19 protein-coding genes are annotated in these 21646 nt (G+C 62.6%); 7 read left to right on the top strand and 12 right to left on the bottom strand.

The features are described 5' to 3' along the window. Positions 1-67 precede the first annotated feature (67 nt). Positions 68-463, bottom strand: a complete 396-nt coding sequence (locus V8352_RS08995; protein ID WP_336423943.1) for a cell division protein ZapA — start codon at positions 461-463, stop codon at positions 68-70. Further along, positions 463-1002, bottom strand: coding sequence for a hypothetical protein (locus V8352_RS08990; RefSeq protein WP_336423942.1), 540 nt, complete (start codon positions 1000-1002; stop codon positions 463-465). The genes V8352_RS08995 and V8352_RS08990 overlap by 1 nt, the downstream gene beginning before the upstream one ends. Before the next feature lie 226 nt (positions 1003-1228). Here V8352_RS08990 and tkt point away from each other — a divergent pair, with 226 nt between their 5' ends. Continuing rightward, on the top strand, positions 1229-3244 hold the full coding sequence (gene tkt / locus V8352_RS08985) for a transketolase (RefSeq protein ID WP_336423941.1): 2016 nt from the start codon (positions 1229-1231) through the stop codon (positions 3242-3244). Positions 3245-3447: 203 nt separating this feature from the next. Here the strand turns inward: tkt and V8352_RS08980 are convergent, their stop codons facing one another. Continuing rightward, positions 3448-4416: a DUF808 domain-containing protein gene (locus V8352_RS08980; protein WP_336423940.1), complete on the bottom strand. Its 969-nt coding sequence runs from the start codon at positions 4414-4416 to the stop codon at positions 3448-3450. A gap of 173 nt (positions 4417-4589) precedes the next feature. Between V8352_RS08980 and gap the strand changes: the two genes are divergently transcribed. Further along, on the top strand, positions 4590-5591 hold the full coding sequence (gene gap, locus V8352_RS08975) for a type I glyceraldehyde-3-phosphate dehydrogenase (RefSeq protein ID WP_336423939.1): 1002 nt from the start codon (positions 4590-4592) through the stop codon (positions 5589-5591). Positions 5592-5682: 91 nt separating this feature from the next. Then, entirely contained in the window at positions 5683-5826 is a 144-nt protein-coding gene (locus V8352_RS08970; RefSeq protein ID WP_336423938.1) for a hypothetical protein, read from the top strand. Positions 5827-5829: 3 nt separating this feature from the next. Here V8352_RS08970 and coaD read toward each other — a convergent pair whose 3' ends face one another. The 3 genes from coaD to V8352_RS08955 form a co-directional block, all read right to left on the bottom strand. After that, complete coding sequence (gene coaD, locus V8352_RS08965) at positions 5830-6321, bottom strand: pantetheine-phosphate adenylyltransferase (protein ID WP_336423937.1); 492 nt, start codon at positions 6319-6321, stop codon at positions 5830-5832. 115 nt (positions 6322-6436) lie between these two features. Next, on the bottom strand, positions 6437-6868 hold the full coding sequence (locus V8352_RS08960) for a CBS domain-containing protein (RefSeq protein WP_336423936.1): 432 nt from the start codon (positions 6866-6868) through the stop codon (positions 6437-6439). A gap of 80 nt (positions 6869-6948) precedes the next feature. Beyond that, positions 6949-7845, bottom strand: coding sequence for a LysR family transcriptional regulator (locus V8352_RS08955; RefSeq protein WP_336423935.1), 897 nt, complete (start codon positions 7843-7845; stop codon positions 6949-6951). Between the two features lie 117 nt (positions 7846-7962). On the opposite strand from V8352_RS08955, the gene V8352_RS08950 reads away from it, so the two are divergent. The 4 genes from V8352_RS08950 (at position 7963) to V8352_RS08935 (ending at position 12951) form a co-directional block, all read left to right on the top strand. Further along, the gene (locus tag V8352_RS08950; RefSeq protein ID WP_336423934.1) at positions 7963-9465 is read left to right on the top strand and encodes a CoA-acylating methylmalonate-semialdehyde dehydrogenase; all 1503 of its coding nucleotides are present in this window, start codon (positions 7963-7965) and stop codon (positions 9463-9465) included. Positions 9466-9597: 132 nt separating this feature from the next. Continuing rightward, positions 9598-10731 carry a carboxylate-amine ligase gene (locus V8352_RS08945; protein WP_336423933.1) on the top strand — a complete coding sequence of 378 codons (1134 nt, stop codon included), beginning with the start codon at positions 9598-9600 and terminating at the stop codon, positions 10729-10731. A gap of 127 nt (positions 10732-10858) precedes the next feature. Then, positions 10859-11731 (top strand): 3-hydroxyisobutyrate dehydrogenase, encoded by an 873-nt coding sequence (gene mmsB / locus V8352_RS08940; RefSeq protein ID WP_336423932.1) that lies wholly within the window; start codon positions 10859-10861, stop codon positions 11729-11731. Between the two features lie 170 nt (positions 11732-11901). Next, positions 11902-12951 carry an AI-2E family transporter gene (locus V8352_RS08935; RefSeq protein WP_336423931.1) on the top strand — a complete coding sequence of 350 codons (1050 nt, stop codon included), beginning with the start codon at positions 11902-11904 and terminating at the stop codon, positions 12949-12951. A 437-nt stretch (positions 12952-13388) separates the two neighbouring features. Here the strand turns inward: V8352_RS08935 and uvrA are convergent, their stop codons facing one another. The 6 genes from uvrA to queA form a co-directional block, all read right to left on the bottom strand. Continuing rightward, positions 13389-16247, bottom strand: coding sequence for an excinuclease ABC subunit UvrA (gene uvrA, locus V8352_RS08930; protein ID WP_336423930.1), 2859 nt, complete (start codon positions 16245-16247; stop codon positions 13389-13391). Positions 16248-16343: 96 nt separating this feature from the next. After that, positions 16344-16904 (bottom strand): methyltransferase domain-containing protein, encoded by a 561-nt coding sequence (locus V8352_RS08925; protein ID WP_336423929.1) that lies wholly within the window; start codon positions 16902-16904, stop codon positions 16344-16346. Between the two features lie 9 nt (positions 16905-16913). Then, on the bottom strand, positions 16914-18311 hold the full coding sequence (gene lpdA / locus V8352_RS08920) for a dihydrolipoyl dehydrogenase (RefSeq protein ID WP_336423928.1): 1398 nt from the start codon (positions 18309-18311) through the stop codon (positions 16914-16916). Between the two features lie 178 nt (positions 18312-18489). After that, on the bottom strand, positions 18490-19074 hold the full coding sequence (locus tag V8352_RS08915; protein ID WP_336423927.1) for a DUF924 family protein: 585 nt from the start codon (positions 19072-19074) through the stop codon (positions 18490-18492). Between the two features lie 101 nt (positions 19075-19175). Next, a complete protein-coding gene (locus V8352_RS08910; RefSeq protein ID WP_336423926.1) occupies positions 19176-20456 on the bottom strand; it encodes an MFS transporter in 1281 nt (426 codons plus the stop codon). A 111-nt stretch (positions 20457-20567) separates the two neighbouring features. Next, a complete protein-coding gene (gene queA / locus V8352_RS08905; protein WP_336423925.1) occupies positions 20568-21620 on the bottom strand; it encodes a tRNA preQ1(34) S-adenosylmethionine ribosyltransferase-isomerase QueA in 1053 nt (350 codons plus the stop codon). Between the last annotated feature and the right edge of the window lie 26 nt (positions 21621-21646).

Below are 21646 nucleotides of genomic sequence, written 5' to 3'. Positions count from 1 at the left end.
CTTGCGGCAGGAAAAAAGCGGGCCCCGGCGGCCCGCCGCCAGACGCGCGCCCGGACGCGCCGTTTTCTCAGCCCACTTTCTTGCCGTCCACCGTTTCGGCCAACGCCTCGGCGCGCGCGGCAATCTCGGCCAGCGTGTCGGTAACGGATGACGGCACCACTGGCACCTCCACCCGCTCGGGCGCAGGCGGCGGCGCGTCGCGCAGGCCTGCCAATTCGGCGTCCCGCTCGGCCAGAACATCGGTCATCTCGGCCAGCTTGTCCTGCAAACCGGCCGTCTTGTCGGCCAGCATGAGACCCGCCATCAGCAGCATCCGGGCCTCGGGGATCCGGCCAATCTGCGCGGCCAGCACCGATGCCTCGTCATCCAGCATCTTGGCGGCGGAGTGCAGGAAATGCTCTTCGCCCTCCTGGCAGGACACCTGAAACGTCCGGCCACCGATTTCAATATCGACCTCGGGCATCATGCATCCTCCCTGCCGGTGCCTTGGGCGCCGTCGGCCCCTGCCCCGATGCGGGCCAGCTCGCCCAGAATGGCGTCCATCTCGGAGCGGTCGGCCGCGCGGCTGGCGCGCAGGCCGTCCAGTTCAGCCATCATGGCCTTGTTGATCAGATGCGGCTCGGCCACGCCCTTGGCATTGGCCTCGCGCAGCTTGCTGTTGTTTTCGCGCAATTGCTGATTGGCGTGGCGCAGCGATTGCAGATCGCCGTTTATCGCCTTGAGCGTCTTGGCGCGCGCGTCTTCCTCTGCCTTGGCCTCGCTGGCGGACTGCTTGATCTGGGCCAGCTCCTCTTCGGCCTCGCGGGCGCGGGCACTTAACTGTTTGACGCGCTCTTCCAATTGGGCATTGGCGAGCCGTTCGTCCTCGACCTGTTGGCGCAGCTGATCCACCTCGCTGTCGGTCCGCGGCGCGGCGGCAGGTCCGCCCATATCGTCCAGCCCCTGCCCGATCCGGTCCAGCGCCGCCATGATGCGGCTTTGCATCGCGTCGATATCGCTCATCGCCTGATAATCCTTCTTGTCTGTCTGCTCAGCTTGATGCGGGCTGTGCCGAATCATTTTGCTGCCTGCTTTGAGCCAAGTCTAGCGAAAGGCTGGCAAAAAGGCTTCCCCCCTTGCGCGACGGGTCGCAGAGCCAACGCAGGCTCATATGGCGGCGCTTGAACTTCGGGGCCGGGCTGCTATTGAGGCGGGCAGAAAACGCCCCTTTCACAAGGATACCGCTGCCGTGGATCTCAATGCCCTCGCCCAAGCCAATCCCGATCACTGGTCCAAAGCGACCGCAATTCGCGCCCTGACGCTGGACGCGGTCCACGCCGCCAATTCGGGCCATTCGGGGATGCCGATGGGTATGGCCGATGTCGCAACCGTGCTATATGAAAAGCATCTGAAATTCGACGCCGCCGCGCCCGATTGGCCAGATCGCGACCGCTTCATCCTCAGTGCGGGTCACGGCTCGATGCTGCTTTATTCGCTGCTGCATCTGACCGGCTATGCGGACATGACGCTGGAGCAGATCAAGAATTTCCGCCAGTGGGGCGCGATCACGGCGGGCCATCCCGAATACGGCCATGCCAAGGGCATCGAGACAACGACAGGCCCGCTGGGTCAGGGCATCGCCAATTCCGTCGGCTTCGCCATGGCAGAAGAGATGCTGCGCGCGCGCCACGGTCGCAAGCTGGTCGATCACCATACCTACGTCATCGCGGGCGACGGCTGCCTGATGGAGGGGATCAGCCAAGAGGCGATCACCCTCGCGGGCCGTCACGCCTTGGGCAAGCTGATCGTCTTTTGGGACAACAACGACATCACGATCGACGGCAAGGTCTCGCTGTCGGACCGCACCGATCAGGTCAAACGCTTCCGCGCAGCGAACTGGCAGGTGATCGAAGTGGACGGCCATGATCCCGCCGATATCGACGCGGCCATCACCAAGGCCAAGACATCCAAGAAGCCCAGCATGATCGCCTGCAAGACGCACATCGCCCTCGGGCACGCGGCGCAGGACACGTCCAAGGGCCACGGCGCGCTGACCGACGAGGACCAGATGGCGCAGGCCAAGGCCGCCTACGGCTGGACCACCGGCCCCTTCGAGGTGCCGGGCGACGTGAAGAAGGCTTGGGAGGCGATCGGCGCGCGCGGACGCAGCACTCGCGAGGCATGGGAAGGCCGGTTTGCCGAGGCGTCCGAGCGCCGGCAGAAGGAATTCAACCGCGCGCTGAACCGCGACGCACCCAAGACGCTGAGCGCACGCATCAAGGCGATCAAGAAGCAGATCAGCGAAGAGGCGCCCAAGGTGGCCACGCGCAAATCCAGCGAAATGGTGCTGGAAGTGGTCAATCCGATCATGCCCGAGACGGTCGGCGGCTCGGCTGATCTGACCGGGTCGAACAATACGAAAACCGGCGACCTGGGCGTTTTCGACACCGACAGCCGCAAGGGCCGCTATGTCTATTGGGGCATCCGCGAGCATGGCATGGCCGCCGCGATGAACGGCATGGCCCTGCACGGCGGCATCCGGCCCTATGGCGGCACCTTCATGTGCTTTACCGACTATGCCCGCCCCGCGATGCGCCTTGCCGCGCTGATGCGCATCCCGACCGTCTTTGTCATGACCCATGACAGCATCGGTCTGGGCGAGGATGGCCCGACGCACCAGCCGGTCGAGCATCTGGCGATCAGCCGCGCGACGCCGAACACCTGGGTGTTCCGCCCCTGTGATACGGTCGAAACCGCCGAGGCGTGGGAACTGGCGCTGACCTCCAAGGAGACGCCGTCTGTCCTGTCGCTGACGCGCCAGAACGTGCCGACCCTGCGGACCGAGCACAAGAACAAGAACCTCACCGCGCAGGGCGCCTACGTTCTGGCCGACGCCGAGGGCAAGCGCAGTGCGATCATCATGGCCACAGGCTCCGAAGTCGAAATCGCCATGAAGGCGCGCGAAATCCTGCAAGCCGAGGGGATCGGCACGCGTGTCGTCTCGATGCCCTGCATGGAGCTGTTCGAGGCGCAGGACGAGGCGGTGCGCAAACGTGTCCTGCCCGCAGGTCCGGTGCGCGTGGCCGTCGAGGCCGCAGTCAGCCAAGGCTGGGACAAATGGCTGAGCGGCGAGCGCGGCCGGGCAGCCAAGTCGGGATTCGTCGGCATGGACAGCTTCGGCGCGTCAGCCCCCGCCGAAGAGCTATATGAGAAGTTCGGCATCACCGCCGAGGCGGTCGCGGCCAAGGTGAAATCGCTGCTGTGATGCGATGATGGGCAAGGCTGTTTTTTCCGACAGTCTTGCCCTTGGTCTTGCGATCTTTTGAGTCGGACGGATAGGGCCACTATTCACTTGGCGGCATGGACCTTGGCGCCAATCCCTAATGCCGATCCACGCACGCAATCCTCTGGCGGCTTGCGCGTGTCTGTTATCGGGGACGCGTAGCGCCCCAGCGCACAGACCGTCTCTCAAACCACAGGGTTGAGCTTCCGGACCTTTTGCCAGATCGGCGTTATGATCTTGGTCCCGATGGGGATCAGAACCAGCCCCAGCGCCAGGCCAAAGACCCCGTCCATTGCCGCGATCAGCGCCCATTCGGCAGCGGCGCGCCCTTGCTGAACACTGTATGTGGCCATGTCGGCAAGGTGATGGATCTTGTCATAGAGCCACGGCGCGCCCAGTTCGGACGTCCCGTGCAGAATGATGTTGCCACCCACCCATAGCATTGCCGCCGTGCCGACAATCATCAGCAGTGCCAGCACCTTGGGCATGATCGCAACAATCCCCCGGCCCACTGCCCGCGTCACGCCAAAGTGCCCATTCGCCGCCAACCAGAGGCCCAGATCATCGGCCTTCACGATCACCGCGACCGCGCCATAGACCGCCACGGTAATCATCACGGCCACGGTTGCAAGGATCGCCGCCTGCATCCAGAATCCGGTGGGCGGGATCGCCGCCAGCGCGATGGTCATGATTTCTGCCGACAGGATGAAATCGGTCTTGATCGCACCCTTGACCTTTTGCTCTTCCAGATGTGCGGGATCGTCCGTCAAATCCTTGGTGTGGCTTTTCTTGTGATGCACCCAGCCCAGTGCATGGGCCACCTTCTCGGCGCCCTCAAAGCAAAGATAACAGCCCCCCAGCATCAAGAGTGGCATGACGACCCAAGGCGCGAAGGCACTCAGCGCCAGCCCCGCCGGCACGAGAAATATCAGCTTGTTGAGCAAAGAGCCGCGCGCGATGCGCCAGATGATCGGCAGTTCGCGCGACGCATCAAAGCCTGTCACGTATTTTGGCGTCACTGCGGCATCGTCGATAGCCGCGCCAGCGGCCTTGGCCCCCGCCTTGGCGGCCTGCCCGACGACATCATCAACCGAGGCCGCCGCCACCTTGGCAATGGCCGCGACGTCGTCCAACAGGGCAAGAAGTCCGCTCATTCAACTCTCCGTTCATCAAGGCCGCAAACCTAGAGACACGCGCACCGGGCGCAAGCCCCATCCTTCGATATAGCGCTAACACGCTCAAACCGGCACGTTTTGGTCTTTCGGCACGTCGCCGCGGCCAGTATATCGCGCCCAAGTCACCCGAAAACCGCCAAGGAGCCCTTCCCATGACCATCACTGTCGGCATCAACGGATTTGGCCGCATCGGCCGCGCCACCCTCGCCCACATCTCCGAGACGGGCCGCGAGGATATCAAGGTGGTCAAGCTGAACGCGACGGGCCCGCTTGAGACGGCGGCGCACCTGATCCGCTTCGACAGCGTGCATGGCCGCTTTCCGGGCACGGTGACGACGGGCGATGGCACGATGGACCTGGGGCGCGGCGCGATCCAGATGTTCTCGACCTACGAGATGGACGAGCTCGACTGGGACGGTTGCGATGTCGTGCTGGAATGCACCGGCAATTTCAACGATGGCGAAAAAGCCAAAAAGCACCTCGAGCGCGGCGCGGGCAAGGTTCTGCTATCTGCGCCCGGCAAGAATGTGGACCGCACCGTGGTGATGGGCGTCAACGATGGGGAACTGCTGGCCGGCGAGCGCATGATTTCCAATGGCTCCTGCACCACCAATTGCCTCGCCCCGCTTGCCAAGGTTCTGCATGAGGGCATCGGCATCGAGAGCGGGATCATGACGACGATCCACGCCTATACCGGCGATCAGCCCACGCTCGACCGCCGTCACAAGGATCTCTACCGCGCCCGCGCCGCAGCGATGTCGATGATACCGACGTCGACCGGCGCGGCCAAGGCACTGTCCGAGGTGCTGCCCGCGCTCAAGGGCCGTCTCGACGGCTCGGCCATCCGCGTGCCCACACCCAACGTCTCGGCGGTGGACCTGACGTTCATGGCCTCCAGATCCGTGACCGAAGAGGACGTCAACGCCATCGTCGCCGAGGCAGCGGCAGGCGCGATGAAGGGCATCCTTGCCTACGACCCTGCCCCCAAGGTCAGCATCGACTTCAACCATACCGAAGAAAGCAGCATCTTTGCGCCCGAGCAGACCAAGGTCGTCGGCGGCAAGCTGGTTCGTGTGCTGGCGTGGTATGACAACGAATGGGGCTTCAGCTGCCGCATGGCCGATGTCGCGGCGCTGATGGGGCGACTGGGCTGATCCAAGTCTGCGACGCGGATCATATTGCCAGATGCGGCCCCCCGCTATACCAATGCGGGCGGGCCGCAGAGCATACCGGGAGGGCCATGACATGACCGACCGCATCGCGCTCTGGCTATTTCTGCTGATCGTTCTCGGCCTTGCCCTGGATTATTACCTTCAGGGCATGGAGGGGCTCATCTTCCTTGGTGGCAAGCTGGGCGAGTTGATCGAATGGATGGCCTTCTGGCGCTAGGTTTCACCGAAACTTGCTGACCAGCGCCGCGTTCACATCGGGTGTGACGAATTTGGACACATCCCCGCTCAGCCGGGCGATTTCCTTGACCAGCTTGGACGCGATGGCCTGATGCCCGGTATCGGCCATCAGGAACACCGTTTCGATCGACGCATCGAGCGCGCGGTTCATGCCGACCATCTGAAATTCATACTCGAAATCCGCGACCGCCCGCAGCCCCCGCACGATCACTTGTGCGCCCACGTCGCGCGCACAATCTATCAGCAGATTTTCAAACGGATGCACCACGATCTGTCCACCGCCCGTCACATCGAGCCGGGCGGCCGCCCCCTCGATCATGGCAACACGCTCTTTGAGCGAAAACAGAGGGCCCTTGTCACGATTGATCGCAACACCGATGACGAGGCGGTCGACCAGCGTGCTGGCGCGGCGGATGATGTCGATATGGCCCAGCGTGATCGGATCGAATGTGCCGGGATAGAGGCCGATGCGCATTGCTGAGGCTCCGTCTGCAAATTTTCAGGTAATCAGCACGACGGAGCACTGGAATGCAAGCCCGCAACTGGAAAGCCTCTGGGTCGATGTTGACGCGCGTATGCCGGGGGCCGCGTCAGTGCCCCATCAGCATGCCCTGCATCGACGCATTCTCCATCGCCAGCTCGTCCAGCCGTGCCTTGACCACGTCGCCCTGCGTGACGATGCCCACCAGCTTGCCATCCTGCACCACCGGCATGTGACGAAACCGACGCTCGGTCATCTGGCCCAGCACGTGCTCGCCCGTGTCCGAGAGGCTCGCGCAGAAGGGATCGCTCGTCATCAGGTCCTCGACCTTGATCGACAGACACTCTGCCCCCCGCGCGGCAAGGGCGCGCACGATGTCACGCTCGGACAGGATGCCGACCACTGTCGTTTCATCGGAGGTAATGACGACCACGCCGATTCCCTTGGCCGCCAGCGTTTTGACGGCCTCCGAAACCAAGGTCTGCGGCGGCGCGGTAAAGACAGCGTCCCCCTTGGCCTTGAGGATTTGTGAAACCAGCATGATGGCACCTCCTGCTTTGCCGCCCGGCCAGTTGCCGGCTTACCCAGCGTAAAGGCGCCGCGCCATCTGTCAAGCATGCGTCACTGCTGCGCCTCAAGGCGCGCAACCTCGCGGCGCATACCCGATGCCAACGCCTCGGCAAAGCGGTTGAGCCTGTCGAGGCGGCGATCATCAACGTGCCGGATCAGATAGAAACTGCGCGAGAGGCTGATCTCATCTGGCAGCACGCGCACCATGCCGCGCCCGAACGGAATCGAAAAGTCGTGCATCATGCCGATGCCCGCCCCCTGCCGGATCCAGTTGAACTGGACCGAGACGGAGTTACTGGCCAGTTGCGCGGGCGGCAGGCCCAGCTCGGCCATGTAATCCAGTTCCTTGTCGAATATCATGTCCTGAATGTAGCCAACGATGCGGTGATGGCGCAGGTCGTCCAGCGACGTGATGGGCGCGGCACTGCGCAGATAATTGCGCGACGCAACAAGGCTGAGGCGATAATCCGTCACCTTCTGCACGGTCAGGCGCCCGGCGGTGGGCGCGCTGACGGCAATCGCCATATCCGCCTCGCGGCGCGACAGGTTGAAGACGCGCGGCAATGCGACGATCTGCACTTCAAGGTCGGGGTTCTGCTCGACGATCTGCGCGCAGACCTGCGGCAGCAGGAAATTGGCCGACCCATCGGGCGAGCCCAGCCTGATCTGCCCGCTCAGCTGCGCGCCATGGCCAGACAGATCCTCGAAGGCGGCCGTCATCTCCTGCTCGGCCCGCGCCGCGTGCACCATCAGGCGCTGGCCCTCGTTCGTCAGCGCATATCCCTGCGGCGATTTGGCAAAGAGCGGCGCGCGCAGCGCCTCCTCCAGCCGGGCGATGCGGCGTCCGACGGTGGCCGGGTCGATCTTGAGCACGCGGCCCGCCGCCGACAGGCTTTCGTGGCGTGCAACGGCCAGAAATATCTTGAGATCGTCCCACTGCGGCTGCACTGCCAACCCTCCACATCCGATACCTTTGCATAAACGCAAATCATCTTTGAAACATTGCCCCTGTTCGCCTCAATTCTGCAAGCCTATGCTGCGCTCAACCGAAATAGGGAGGCTCTCATGACCACCGAACTGACGCATTACATCAATGGCAAGCATGTCAAAGGCACGTCTGGCCGTTTTGCCGACGTCTACAACCCCGCTACTGGCGAAGTGCAGGCCAAGACACCGCTCGCCAGCGTGGACGAGCTCAATCAGGCTGTTGCCGACGCCGCCAAGGCGCAGAAAGAGTGGGAAGCGGTCAATCCACAGAAACGTGCCCGCATCTTCATGGAGTTCGTGCGCCTCATCAACCGCGACATGGACAAGCTGGCCGAGGCCATCAGCCGCGAGCATGGCAAGACCATCCCCGACGCCAAGGGCGATGTGCAGCGCGGCATGGAGGTGATCGAATTCTGCATCGGCGCGCCGCATTTCCTCAAGGGCGAGTATTCCGGCAATGCCTCGACGGGCATCGACATCTATTCGATGCGTCAGGCGCTGGGTGTGGTTGCGGGCATCACGCCATTCAACTTTCCGGCCATGATTCCGATGTGGAAAATGGGCCCCGCGATTGCCGCAGGCAACGCCGTCATCATCAAGCCGAGCGAGCGCGACCCCTCCTGCCCGCTCCTTTTGGCCGAACTCTGGACCGAGGCGGGCCTGCCCGATGGCATCTGCCAGGTCGTCAACGGTGACAAGGAATCGGTCGACGCGATCCTCGACAACGACACGATCCAGGCTGTCGGCTTTGTCGGCTCGACGCCCATCGCGCAGTATATCTACGGGCGCGCCTGCACGAACGGCAAGCGCGCGCAGTGCTTTGGCGGTGCCAAGAACCACATGATCATCATGCCCGACGCCGACCTCGACCAGGCCGCCGACGCGCTGATCGGCTCTGGCTATGGCGCGGCGGGCGAGCGCTGCATGGCGATCTCGGTCGCGGTGCCCGTGGGCGAGGAAACCGCCGACCGCCTCATCGAAAAGCTGGTGCCGCGCATCGAAAAGCTCAAAGTCGGCCCCTACACATCCGACACCGAGATGGATTACGGCCCCGTCGTGACCGCCGAGGCGAAAAAGCGGATCGAGGGCATGGTGCAGTCGGGAATCGATCAAGGCGCCGAACTGGTCGTCGATGGCCGTGGCTTCAGCCTGCAAGGGTATGAAGACGGCTTCTTTATCGGGCCGCACCTCTTCGACAAGGTGACGCCCGACATGGATATCTACCAGCAGGAGATCTTCGGCCCCGTCCTGACCACGATCCGCGCAGGATCGTATGAAGAGGCGCTGAAACTGGCGTCCGACCACGAGATGGGCAACGGCACCGCGATCTTTACCCGCGATGGCGATGCGGCGCGCGATTTCGCGAACCGCGTCCAAGTCGGCATGGTCGGCATCAACTTCCCCATCCCCGTGCCGCTGGCGCATTATACCTTTGGCGGTTGGAAGAAATCAGCCTTCGGCGATCTCAACCAATACGGCCCCGACGCGTTCAAGTTCTACACCAAGACCAAGACCGTCACGTCGCGCTGGCCCTCGGGCATCAAGGAAGGTGGCGAGTTCCACTTCAAGCTTGCGGATTGATATTGAATTGGCGCCCGGACAGACCTCCGGGCGCCAAACGCCGTTCCGGCGGCATTTGGCCGGGTAAACTCCGAATTTCCTTGGCACCGCGGCGAACCTACGCTTTGCTGGCCCCCTGAGCAGGAGGCGCGCATGGCACTGGACGAGCCCGATTTCACCATCGGCATCGAGGAGGAATACCTCCTCGTCAGCAAGGAGACCATGGCGCTGACCGAGGCGCCTGATGCGCTGATGGAGGCGTGTCGTGCCGAGCTTGAGGATCAGGTCAGCCCGGAATTCCTCAACTGCCAGATCGAGATCGGAACCAAGGTCTGCGCCACCATTGCAGAAGCCCGCGACGACCTGCGCCGCTTGCGCGGGTGCATAGCGCGCGAGGCGGACAGGTTCGGCCTCGCGCCCATTGCGGCCGCTTGTCATCCCTTCTCGCGCTGGCGCGAGCAGACGCACACGGACAAGGAGCGCTACAACAGCCTGTCGAACGACCTTGCCGGTGTCGTGCGACGCATGCTGATCTGCGGGATGCATGTGCATGTCGCTGTGGACGAACCTGACCGGCGCATCGACCTCATGAACCAGCTCAGCTACTTCTTGCCGCATCTTCTGGCGCTCAGCTGCTCCTCACCCTTCTGGCAGGGCCACGATACCGGCCTCGACAGCTACCGCCTGACGGTCTTTGACAACCTGCCCCGCACCGGCCTGCCGCCCCGCATGAGCAGCTTTGGCGAATACGAGCGTGCGACGGGCGCGCTCACGGATCTGGGCGTGATCGAGGATGCCTCCAAGATCTGGTGGGATTTGCGCCCGTCGTCGAAATTCCCGACGATCGAGACGCGGATCTGCGATGTTCAGCCCCGTATGGAGGATGCCCTGACGCTGGCCGCACTGACACAGGCGCTCGCGCGGATGCTGTGGCGGCTGTCGATCAAGAACCAGCGCTGGCGCATCTACGAGACCTTCCTCATATCCGAGAACCGCTGGCGCGCGCAGCGCTATGGCGTGCGCGAGGGGCTGATTGATTTCGGCCGTGGCGAGATTGTCCCCATGCAGATGCTGGTGGACGAACTGGTCGAGCTTCTTGCCGAGGATGCCGCGCATTTCGGCTCCGCCAGCGAGGTGGAGCGCGCGCGCATCATCGCGGCGCAAGGCACCAGCGCCGACCGCCAGCGCCGCGTCTTCGAGGCGGCGGCCACCAGCGGAGAAGACCGCGAAGGGGCCCTGCGTGCGGTCGTGGCAAACCTGATCGAAGAGTTCCACGATGGGCTATAGAGCGCGCGAGACATCCGTTTTCCGCATCATGTAACCTTGGACGCATTCCGCCCCCTGCCCTCCATTGCCCCTGCTTGCACGAAAGGTCTATTCTGTCGCCAACGACAACCATTCAAGAGGGCATGACATGAAGATCGGATTTATCGGGCTGGGCAATATGGGCGGGCCGATGGCGGCCAATCTGGCGGCGGCCGGCCATGATGTGACCGGTTTCGACCCGGCGGGCGTCAATGCAGAGGGCGTGGTCGCCGCCGCCAGCGCCGAGGAGGCCGCCACCGGCGCCGAAGTCGTTCTGACCATGCTGCCGAATGGCGACATCCTGCGGAGCGTTGCCGCCCAGATCATCCCGGTGATGACACGCGGAGCCGTCTTTCTCGATTGCTCGACCGTCGATGTGGCCAGCGCCCGCGCCGTTGCCGAAGACGCCCAGCATGCCGGCCTGTCGGCCTTGGACGCCCCCGTCTCGGGCGGGATTGGCGGCGCAGCGGGCGGCACGCTGACGTTCATGGTGGGCGGCGATGAGGCGGGCTTTGCCACCGCAAGGCCCCTCTTCGACATCATGGGGCAAAAGGCCGTGCATTGCGGCCCCTCGGGCAACGGCCAGGCCGCCAAGATCTGCAACAACATGATCCTCGGCGCGACCATGGTCGTCACCTGCGAGGCCTTTGCGCTGGCCGACAAGCTGGGCCTTGACCGTCAGGCGATGTTCGACGTGGTCAGCACCTCCTCGGGCTACAGCTGGTCGATGAACGCTTACTGCCCCGCGCCAGGTGTCGGTCCCAAAAGCCCTGCGGACAACGATTACACCCCCGGCTTTGCCGCCGAGCTGATGCTCAAGGATCTGACCCTTGCCCAGCAAGCCGCCGAGACGGTCGATGCCGACACCCCGCTGGGAACGGCGGCGCGCGCGCTCTATGCGCAATTCGTCGAGGACGAGGACGGCCGAGGCCGCGATTTCAGCGCCATGTTGCCCCGCCTTGCCGCCCGCGGGCGCGGCTAGCCCCGCTTTGCACCCACTTTGTGCCTCTGCGGCCCATGCCGCAGGCGCGCAAAGAGGAACCTATCGGCGCGAACCGGCGTTGTATCTGTTCTGGAGCGTAGTGGGCGCGCCCAGGCGGGGGGCACCATCAAGTGACAGCGCAGAAACGCATATACGTGCCACTTTGCGGTATGTTCATCATCGCGTTCGTGGCAGCCCTCGTGGCTGCGGCGGATTTTCTGGTTCCAGTCACTGCCGCCATCCTGTCGTATTTCGTGTTCAGTCGCCCCCGGCGCGCGCTTGAGAAACTGGGCATGCCCAGCATGGCTATTGCCGCGCTGTTCACCTCGTTTCTGATCGTCGGCGTTGGCATCGCCATCGCATGGTTTGCCGCGCCCGTCGCCAATCTGATCGACGATATGCCGCGTCTCGTTGGCGAGGTGCAGACCAAGCTTGGCGAGGGCGGAGGTGCGCTGGCAAAGGTCAACGAGGCCGCCCAGGCCCTGGACGACGCGGTGGAAGACAGCAAGGGGAAGCGGACCATGGAAGTCGAAGTCGTATCCGACAGATCGACCTCCGTCACCATCCTGAGCATGGCCCCCAAGGTCATGAGTCAGGTGGTTTTCTCGATATTCCTCACCTTTTTCCTCATCGGATCGGGCGATTTTTTTGCCCGCCGCACCGTCGAAAGCCTGCCCAAGCTGACGGACAAGCGCCATGCGGTCGAAATCATAAAGACGATCGAAGATCGGCTGGGCCGGTACTTGGGCGGCATCGCCATCATCAACGCGGGGCTTGGCGTCTCGATCGGTGTGGCGATGTACCTCTGGGGTGTGCCAAATGCCATCGCCCTTGGTGTCATGGGCTTTGCGCTGAACTTCGTGCCGTTTCTCGGGGCCGTTGCGGGGGCGCTTGTTGCGGCGCTTGTTGCCTTTGTGTCACTTGGCACGGGCTGGCAGGCGGCCGGCGTCCTCGTCACCTACATGACACTGACCTCCATCGAGGGGCAGATCGTGACACCGCTCGCGATTTCGCGCCGGATGCAGCTCAACACGCCCATCCTCTTTCTGGTCGTCGCATTCTTTGCCTATATCTGGTCGGTCGTCGGGATGGTCGTGGCGGTGCCCATATTGATCGTGATCAAGATCATCTGCGATGAGGTCGAAGGGATGCGCGCCCTGGGACATTTTCTGGGCGACACAAAGGTCAAGCCGCGCACGCCTGCGCCAGAGGCAACCTGATCCCTGCCAGGCGCACCACATCGACAGGCGAACGAAGTCGCGCGAGATATTTGAGGCAGCGCAAGGATTTGCTCATCACTCCGGGTTTACGCTGAGGCACCATTTTTCAAAGCTCAGGTATAATGATCACTGAGGGCCCTGACGGAATTGCCCTCCCCCACACACATATCTATCGATCAACGCCTCTCGCTCAGCGCGGCGCTGGTGCGCTTTGCGGTCGAGATCGACGCGGCCATCATCGCCGCCGGGATTAACCCGAGGCCGAGTTGGTGACACTTCAAGCGCTTGGGGTGCCGTTGGCGCAGGGCTATGTCCTTGGACGACCTGCCGATCTGGCAACGGCCAAGGCGTGGTTCGCGACGAAAGGCACGGGTAAGCGATGGCAGACTGGCGAGCGTAGCAATCCGGCCCGATACGCCGTCCCCGCCCTTTTGCAGCTACTCCGCCGCCACCTTTCGCGGGCGGAGCATCGGCCCGAGGTAATGACCGGTATGACTGCGCGGTTCCTCCGCCACCTTCTCAGGCGTGCCGACGGCCACCACTTCGCCGCCACCATCCCCTCCCTCGGGGCCGATGTCGATGATCCAGTCGGCTGTCTTGATGACATCGAGGTTATGCTCGATCACCACGACGGTATTGCCGCTGTCGACCAGCTCGTGCAGCACCTCGAGCAGCTTTTTAACATCCTCGAAATGCAGGCCCGTGGTCGGTTCATCCAGAATATAAAGCGTGCGGCCCGTGCTGCGCTTGGCCAACTCCTTGGACAGTTTGACGCGCTGCGCCTCACCGCCCGATAAGGTCGTCGCCTGCTGGCCCACCTTGATATAGCCCAGCCCGACGCGCACCAGCGCGTCCATCTTCTCCCGGATGCTCGGCACCGCCTTGAAAAACTCCTGAGCGTCTTCAACCGTCATATCAAGAACGTCTGCTATGCTCTTGCCTTTGAAGCGGATTTCCAAGGTTTCGCGATTGTAGCGCGCTCCCTTGCACGTCTCGCATTCCACATAGACATCGGGCAGGAAGTGCATCTCGATCTTGATGACGCCGTCCCCCTGACAGGCCTCACAGCGCCCGCCCTTGACGTTGAAGGAAAACCGCCCCGGCTTGTAACCGCGTGCCTTGGATTCGGGCAGATTGGCAAACCAGTCACGGATCGGGGTAAAGGCGCCGGTGTAGGTTGCAGGATTCGACCGAGGCGTGCGCCCGATGGGACGCTGATCAATGTCGATCACCTTGTCCAGATGTTCGAGCCCCTTGATCGTCTCGCAGGGTGCGGGCGTCTGGCGCGCGCCATTCAGCTGCATCGACGCCGTCTTGAAAAGCGTCTCGATGGTCAGCGTCGATTTACCGCCGCCCGACACACCCGACACGCAGACGAATTTTCCCAAGGGGAACTCGGCCGTGACGTCTTTCAGGTTGTTGCCAGTCGCCTTGACCACCTTCAGTTTCTTGCCATTGCCTTTGCGCCGCTTGGCCGGGACGGCAATCTCGCGCACGCCCGAAAGATACTGGCCGGTGATCGAATTGGGATCGGCGGCGACCGCCGAGGGGATACCGTGGCTGACCACCTGCCCGCCGTGAACGCCCGCGCCGGGGCCGATGTCAAAGACATAGTCGGCCTCGCGGATCGCCTCTTCGTCATGTTCGACCACGATCACGGTATTGCCCTGATCGCGCAGGTTTTTCAGTGTTTGCAACAGACGGTCATTGTCGCGCTGGTGCAGGCCGATGCTGGGCTCGTCCAGCACGTAGAGAACGCCGGTCAGGCCACTGCCGATCTGGCTGGCAAGGCGGATGCGCTGCGATTCGCCACCCGACAAGGTGCCCGCATTCCGGCTGAGTGTCAGATATTCGAGGCCCACGTTGTTCAAAAATCCCAGCCGCTCGCGGATCTCCTTGAAGATGGCGCGGGCGATCTCCTGCTTTTGATTGCTGAGCGTTTCGGGCACGTCGGTCACCCAATCCAGCGCCTCGCGGATCGACATCTGAACGACCTGTCCCACGTGCAAGCCCCCGATCTTGACCGCCAGTGCCTCTTCACGCAGGCGATAGCCGTCGCAGGCGCCGCAAGGGCGATTGTTCTGATAGCGCTCGAATTCCTCGCGCACCCAGGAGCTGTCTGTTTCGCGATAACGGCGCTCCATGTTGGGAATCACCCCTTCGAACACGCGGCTGACGTTGTAGACACGCCCCCCCTCGTCATAGCGAAACGCGATCTCATCCTCGCCCGAGCCATGCAGGAAAACCTGTTGCACATGAGCGGGCAGATCCTTCCACTTGGTCTTCACGTCGAATTCGTAGTGCTTGGCAATCGCCTCGATCGTCTGCAGAAAATAGGGGCTTTTGCCCTTGCGCCATGGCGCCAGCGCGCCATCGAAGATCTTGAGGTTCTGATCGGGCACAATCAGTCGCTCGTCAAAGAAGAGCTCAACACCGAGGCCGTCGCACACCGGGCAGGCCCCGAAAGGCGCGTTGAACGAAAAGAGGCGCGGCTCGATCTCGGGGATGGTGAAACCACTGACAGGGCAGGCGAATTTCTCGGAGAACGTCATGCGCTCGGGCTCGCCCTCGGCCGGCGCGGTTTCCAGCACGGCAATGCCATCGGCCAGATCCAGCGCGGTGCGCAGGCTGTCGGCCAGCCGCGTCTCCAGGCCATCCTTGACCACCAGACGATCGACCACGACGTCGATATCGTGGCGGAACTTCTTGTCCAGCGTCGGCGGCTCGTCCAACTCATAGAACTCACCGTTCACCTTGACGCGCTGAAATCCGTTCTTGCGCAGCTCAATAAATTCCTTGCGATATTCCCCTTTGCGGTCGCGCACGATGGGTGCAAGGAGATAGGCGCGCGTGCCTTCCTCCATGCCCATGATGCGATCCACCATGTCCTGCACCTGCTGCGCCTCGATCGGCTTGCCGGTGGCCGGCGAATAGGGCGTGCCGGCGCGGGCAAAGAGAAGCCGAAGATAGTCATAAATCTCGGTCACGGTGCCCACGGTCGAACGCGGGTTCTTGGATGTCGTCTTTTGCTCGATGCTGATGGCCGGTGACAGCCCGCTGATATGATCGACATCGGGCTTTTGCATCATGTCGAGGAACTGGCGCGCATAGGCGCTCAGCGATTCGACATAGCGCCGCTGCCCTTCGGCATAGATCGTATCAAAGGCGAGGCTGGATTTGCCCGAACCAGAAAGACCCGTGATCACAACCAGTTGGTCGCGGGGAATATCCACGTCAATGTTCTTGAGGTTATGCTCGCGCGCACCGCGGACTTCGATATTCTTTAGCTCGGCCATGATGCCCCCAAGGTTGACGCCATACAGATAGTGTATGCATGGCGCGCTTCCAACCCTGATTTGCGAACGGATAGAGAACGCAGCCCGAACGCGCAGTCAGACTTTCTGCGCCAGCGCCCAGGCGCAGATCGGATGGTCGGGATCATTTGTCAAATCGTCGGTCGCGGGATCGTAATCAGGCGGCCATTTATCCTCAAGATTGCGCGCCGCCGCCTGCCGATTGCCCCATTGGCCCGTCTTGATATGCCCAGCATCAAAGCCCGCCTCGATCAGAAGGTTCCCAAGGCCGCGCGCCGACCAGCGCGAGCAATCATGTGGCGCGGCATGAAAGCGGACAAAAAACGGCACGGCAAGCCAGAAATACCCCCCGATCCGCAGCATGCGAAGGACGTTGCGGGTGGCGGCATAGGGACGGTCCAGATGCTCCCACACCTGATTTGCCAGAATGATATCGAATTTCTGCACCAGCCCGTCCTCACTAAGAAACGGGCCCTCGCAAACGTCATACTGGGGATGGCGAAAGCGCGTGTAGCTTTGGAAATCGTAGCGCCGTCCATGCTTGCCCGATATCTCGGCGGCATCCATCGCCGCCAGAGGCAGCGCCTCAAGCCACTCGCGCGAGGTCCGCTGCATGACGATGCGGTTCAGCGACGGCAAGAGACAGCCCTACATGTGGATGACGCGGTCGTAGGCGTCCAGAACGCTCTCATGCATCATTTCGCTCAAGGTTGGATGCGGGAAGACGGCGTTCATCAGATCTTCTTCGGTCGTCTCCAGCTGGCGGCCGACAACATAGCCCTGGATCAGCTCGGTCACTTCCGCGCCGATCATATGCGCGCCAAGAAGCTCGCCGGTCTTGGCGTCAAAGATCGTCTTGACCATGCCCTCGGACTCGCCCAGCGCAATTGCCTTGCCGTTGCCAATAAACGGGAAGCGTCCGACCTTGATATCGTGGCCCAGCTCCTTGGCCTTGGCCTCGGTATAGCCGACGCTTGCGACCTGCGGGTTGGAGTAGGTGCAGCCCGCGATACTTGTTGCCTTGACCGGATGCGGATGCTTGCCCGCGATCAACTCGGCTACCATGACCCCCTCGTGGCTGGCCTTGTGCGCGAGCCACGGCGCGCCCGCGATATCGCCAATCGCGTAAAGGCCATCGACGCCGGTGCGGCAGAATTCATCCGTCAGCACATGGGTGCGGTCGATCTTGACGCCCAACTCCTCCAACCCAAGGTCTTCGGTATTGCCGACAATACCGACAGCGGAAATCACGGTGTCGAAGTCCTGCTTCTCGACCTTGCCGTTCGCCTCGATATGGGCGGTCACCTTGCCCTTGGCGCGGTCCAACTTCTTGACCGAGGTTTTCTCGAGGATCTTCATCCCTTGCTTCTCGAACTGCTTTTTGGCGAATTTCGAGATTTCGGCATCTTCAACGGGAAGGATGCGATCCATGACCTCGACCACGGTCGTATCGGCGCCCAGCGTGTTGTAAAAGCTGGCAAATTCGATGCCGATGGCACCAGATCCGATGACCAAGAGCTTTTTGGGCATGCGCACAGGCTGCAACGCGTCCCGATATGTCCAGACCAGATCGCCATCCGCCTCAAGGCCGGGCAACTCGCGCGCCCGCGCCCCGGTGGCCAGCACGATGTTCTTGGATGTCAGTTCCTCATCGTCGCCCTTGTCCATCTTGACGGCGACCTTGCCCTTGGCCGGCATGCTTGCCACGCCGCGAAAGACGGTAATCTTGTTCTTCTTCATCAGATGGCCGATGCCATCCGACAGCTGCTTGGCCACCCCGCGCGACCGTTTGACGACTGCGTCCAGATCGTAATCGACCTTCTCGACCTTCAGCCCGAACTCCTTGGCGCGGTGCATCAGGTGAAACACTTCCGAGCTGCGCAACATCGCCTTGGTGGGGATGCAGCCCCAGTTGAGGCAGATGCCGCCCATGTTCTCACGCTCGATGATGGCTACGGACAATCCCAGCTGTGCACCCCGAATGGCAGCGACATAGCCGCCGGGACCGGCGCCGATCACGATCAGGTCAAAGGATTTGGGGGCCATGTGCTTCTCCGGATTCTGAATTTAGTTCAATGCTAAACCACCCGGTGCGCCGGCACAACGCATCTGCGCGCGCGAAAACGCCGCCCCCGGCTGGTCCGGACGCGGCGTAAATGTGCTGGCGAGTTCAGAGGCCGTAGATGTCCCTACAGACAGGCGCGCCATGGCATGGGCGCGGTTATCAGGCAGCGTCCTTTTGCTGGAGCTGCCGCAGAGTATGTCCATAAGCCCCAGCCTCGAGATAGGCGATTTCGGCAGGTGTGGATTTGCGCCCCAGCGCCTCATTACGGTAAGGGAAGCGCCCGAACTGGCGGATCACGTCGCGGTGCGCCCGTGCATGGAGCAGCTGGGCCTGCCCTGTTTCGGGCATCCGCTCGTGGATCAGGCGGATGCAGCGCTCCTGATCGCACAGGTTCTCGGAGTGCATCATCGGCACGTAAAAGAACTGGCGCGCAGGCTCGTCTATCGCGACATCCCATTTGCGTCCGATCGCGGCCTTGGCCGCGGCAACGCCATAGCGGTCGGTTGCAAAGGCCTGCCCGGTGTCACGGAACATGTTGCGCGGAAACTGGTCCATGAGAATGATGTAGGCCAGCGTGCCCGTCGGATAGGTCAGCCACAGGCCATAGGTGCCGTTGCGCGCGCTTTTCCACGCCCCCTCGAAGCGGTCGCGGATCTCGGCGTCCAGCCCCTCGCTCGGATCATACCAACCCTTGGGACCGACATCGTCGAGCCAGAACTTCAAAACATCCTCTGGTGCCGTCACGTGAGGTCAGCTCCTTTTATGCCTGATCCATCTTCATGTTACGTTATCGTCATATTTTCGAATATGAACAGTAAAGTATTCCTTCAAACGCAACATTCCGCTCACGCTGCGTCATTGCGTGCGGCCTCCTCTTCTTCGGCCTCTTGCGCGACGTCCACCGCGTATTCCTGCGCGTAGGTCACGGCCAATGGCGAGGAGGACGGCATGACCGGCGTATAGCCCTCGACCGGGTCGACCACGGGGATGCTTGCGCGCTGTGTCATCCGATAGCCGGCATAAAGCGCCACCATGGCGCCAAGGATCGCAATATAGAGAAAAAATCCACCCGGCCCCATGACCGACATCATCCAGCCGGTCGTGACAGGACCGGCAACCGCGCCAAGACCGTTGATAAAGACAAGGCCACTTGCGGCGGCGGGCATGTCCTCATGCTGCAAGAAGTCGTTGGTGTAGGCGATCAACAGCGAATAGAGCGGGTTAGACAGCCCGCCCACGATGAACGCCGCGCCCAGAAGCATCGGGAAATAGCCGCCAAAGATCATCGCCGCGACCGCACCCACCGCAACGCCCGCGCTGGCCACCATGATCAGCAGGCGGCGGTCCATCTTGTCCGACAGCCAGCCCAGCGGATATTGGATCAGCATCGCACCGATATAGAAGGCCGAAACAAACGCCGAGATTTCCACAACGCTCAGGCCCGCCTTACCACCATATACCGCGCCCATGCCGAATTGCGCCGAAAAGACACCGCCCAAAAGGAACATGCCCACGCAGCCCAAGGGGGAGGTCTGATAGATCTGCAAGAGGGTCATCGGCTTGGTGGACTCGAAGGCAGGTGTCGGGCTGACCGACAAGAGCACCGGCGCAAAGGAGATCGAGATCAGCACCGATGGGATGATGAAGAGGATGAAGCCACCCGGATCGGCCACGATCATCAGACCCTGTGCCGACACGATGCCGATCATCTGCACGATCATGTAAAGCGACAGGGCCTTGCCGCGGTTCTCGTTGCTGGCCGAATTGTTCAGCCACGACTCGGCGGTGACATAGACCCCCGAAAAGCAGAAGCCGATCAGGATGCGCGCCGCACCCCAGGCCCACGGGTCCGTCCATGTCGGATAAAGCAGCATGATCGACGAGATCAGCGAGCCCAGCGCCGCATAGACCCGCACGTGGCCCACACGCCGGATCATCTCGGGCGCGACGCGCGAGCCAAAGAGGAATCCAACGAAATAGCCCGACATCACCAGCGACATGGCAAAGGTCGAAAACCCCTCGATCTCGCCCCGGATGCCCAACAGCGTGCCTTGCATGCCGTTGCCCACCTGCAAGAGCATCATTCCGAAGAGAAGCGCCCATGCGCCCGTCAGAACCTTGAACATATCGTGCCTCCCGCGGGGCTGATCGGGTCAATCTGCCCCGCAACCGCGCTTGATGTCTGCGTCACTCGCGACTCGATGCCGCACACCGTCCTCGCTGCCCTTGGCAGCGTTTCAGCGCGGGATCAACAGTGATGCATCCCCGTAGGAGAAAAACCTGTACCGGCGGTCGACGGCGTGGGCATAGATCTGCCGCACCCTGTCCTGGCCCATCAGCGCCGAAACCAGCATCATCAGCGTCGATTTGGGCAGATGAAAATTCGTCATCAGCGCGTCCGTGACATGAAATTCAAAGCCCGGATAGATGAAGATGTCGGTCTCGCCCTGCCATGGCGCGATGGCCCCGGTCCCCCTTGCCGCGCTTTCGATCAAGCGCAACGCGGTGGTGCCGACGGGGATGACGCGCCCACCCGAGGCCTTTGTCGCCGCAATCTCGGCGGCAGCCTCGGCAGTGACCTCGCCCCATTCGGCGTGCATCTTGTGGGTGGTCACATCCTCGACCTTGACGGGCAGAAAGGTGCCCGCGCCCACATGAAGGGTCACATGTGTGAAGGCGACGCCGCGCGCTCGCAACGCGTCGAGCAGCGGTGCGTCGAAATGCAAGGACGCGGTCGGCGCCGCGACGGCGCCGGCATGGCGCGCCCAGACGGTCTGGTAATCCTCGGCATCGGCGGCATCAGCGGCCCGGCGCGCGGCGATATAAGGTGGCAGGGGCATCGCACCTGCATCCGCCAGCGCCGCATCGAAATCATCGCCGGTCAGGTTGAATTCCATCACGCCCTGCCCGTCCTCCTTGGCGATCAGGGCCGCGCTCAGCTGGTCCGAAAAGGTGACGACCTCACCCTCGCGCAGCTTCTTGAGCGGTTTGACCAGCGCGCTCCAGGAGCCATCGGCACGGGGCTGAAGCAATGTCACCTCGATGCGCGCTTCGGTCAGCCCCTCGGCGCCCGCGCGGCGCCGCACGCCCGACAGGCGCGCGGGAATGACCCGCGTATCGTTCAGGACGAGACGGTCACCGCGGCAGAGCCAGTCCGGCAGATCGCCCACATGCGCGTCGGTCAGTTCCGACCCCTGCGCCACCAGCAGGCGCGCGGCGCTGCGCGGACGCACGGGGCGCACGGCAATCAGGTCTTCGGGCAGGTCGTAATCAAAATCGCTGAGCTGCATCGCGCGGCCTTGTTGTTGGGGCCGAG

This window comes from Roseovarius sp. D0-M9 (genome assembly GCF_037083805.1).
Taxonomy (GTDB): domain Bacteria; phylum Pseudomonadota; class Alphaproteobacteria; order Rhodobacterales; family Rhodobacteraceae; genus Roseovarius.
The sequence above is the reverse complement of the archived record's forward strand: the minus strand, read 5'-3'. Positions and strand labels throughout refer to the sequence as shown.